The following is a 1,527-nucleotide window of genomic DNA, read 5'->3' as shown; positions in this document are numbered from 1 at the left end:
CTGCCACTGGCTGATCATCGGCAGGTCTGCCTTTCACTAGGGGGAACGGTTACCGGGTGGGCTTCCGAACGGGTCTCGGCCCGGTCGGTGCCGGGCGGGCCGAAGAGGGCCGGGGCGGGCGGGGCCGGTCCTGCACGAGCGGCGCCCGGCCGGGTGCGGGCGTCGCTCGGGCGGGGCCGGACCCCGTGGATCAGTCGAGGACCCGTACGGCCCGGTAGGACTCGGGGGGCCGTACCAGCGCGTCGGCGTCTCCGGTGTACTCGACGTGGACCCCGTAGTGCTCGCGCGCGGCCTCGCACGTCACATACCCGTTGACGACGTCGTCCAGCACCCGCTCGACCGGCCGCGCCTTCGGGTCGCCGTAGCCGCCGCCGCCCGGGAACCGCAGCCGTACCACGGATTCGGGGGCGAGGCGTACCAGTTGTTTGCGCGGCAGCTGCTCCGCGGTGGCGGCGTCGGTGAACTCGCCCGGCGCGCCGGGGAGTCCGCCATGGGTGCCCGGCGCCGGGTGGTCGACCCGGTCGATGTTGGCGTTGACGGTCCAGCCGTGCTCGCCCCGGCGGCCGATCCGGACGGTCTGTCCGAGGCCACCGCGGTACTCACCCGGGCCGCCCGAGTCGGGGCGCAGCTCGCGCTGACGCTGCAGGAGCGGGGTGAGGGTCTCCAGCACCTCGGTGGGGGCCGCGCGCACCCCGGTGGGGAAACCGGTCGTGTTCAGACCGTCCTTGCCGGGGCGCCCGCCCACTCCTCCGGCGCCGAACATGGTGAGGGTGAACGGATGCGGTTCGGTGGTCTCCCCGCCGCGCCACACGGTCATCCACAGGGCGTCGGAGCTGGTGGCCGGCAGCCCTCCGGGGACGGCGGAGCGCAGGGCGTCGAAGAGGAGGCTGGGCAGGAAGTGGCCGACCAGGTGCCGGGAGGCGACCGGGGCGGGGTCGATGCAGTTCAGCACCGAGCCGCGGGGGGCGCTCACATGGACGGGGCGGAACGAGCCCGCGTTGTGCGGGACCTCCGGGGCGAGGGCCGCCTTGACGGCGAACGAGGTGTACGCCCGGGTGTAGTTGAGGACGACGTTCACGCCGTAGGGGGACTGGGGCGAGGAGCCGGTGTAGTCGATGTCGACGCGGTCGCCGTCGATGGTCACGGCGACCGCCAGATCGATCGGGTCGCCGTTGAACCCGTCGGACGTCAGCCGGGACTCGTAACGGCCGTCGCGCAGTCCGCGCAGTGCGGCCCGTAGGGCGTTCTCGGAGCGGAGCATGATCTCGGCGGCGACGGCGTCGATGCTGTCGAGACCGAATTCGTCCATCATCCGGCCGAGACTGCGGGCGCCCACCTGGTTGGCCGCGACCTGGGCGTAGATGTCGCCCATCGTCTCGTCCGGGGTGCGCACGTTGGCCCGGACCAGCTCTTCCAGGGCCTCGACGGGGCCCGCGGCCGTGCGCAGTTTCAGGATGGGGAGCCGCAGCCCCTCCTCGAACACCTCGGTGGCCGCGGCGGAGAGGATGCGCCCACCGATGTCGGGCG

General features: G+C 73.3%; 1 protein-coding gene. It reads right to left on the bottom strand.

Translation table 11 applies throughout. The features are described from left to right. Nucleotides 1-190: 190 nt before the first annotated feature. A partial coding sequence (locus IH13_RS0122990) for a hydantoinase B/oxoprolinase family protein (RefSeq protein ID WP_031087359.1) occupies nucleotides 191-1,527 on the bottom strand: 1,337 nt, incomplete at its 5' end.

This window comes from Streptomyces sp. NRRL WC-3549, from assembly GCF_000721935.1.
In the GTDB taxonomy this organism is placed as follows: domain Bacteria; phylum Actinomycetota; class Actinomycetes; order Streptomycetales; family Streptomycetaceae; genus Streptomyces.
The sequence above is the reverse complement of the archived record's forward strand: the minus strand, read 5'-3'. Positions and strand labels throughout refer to the sequence as shown.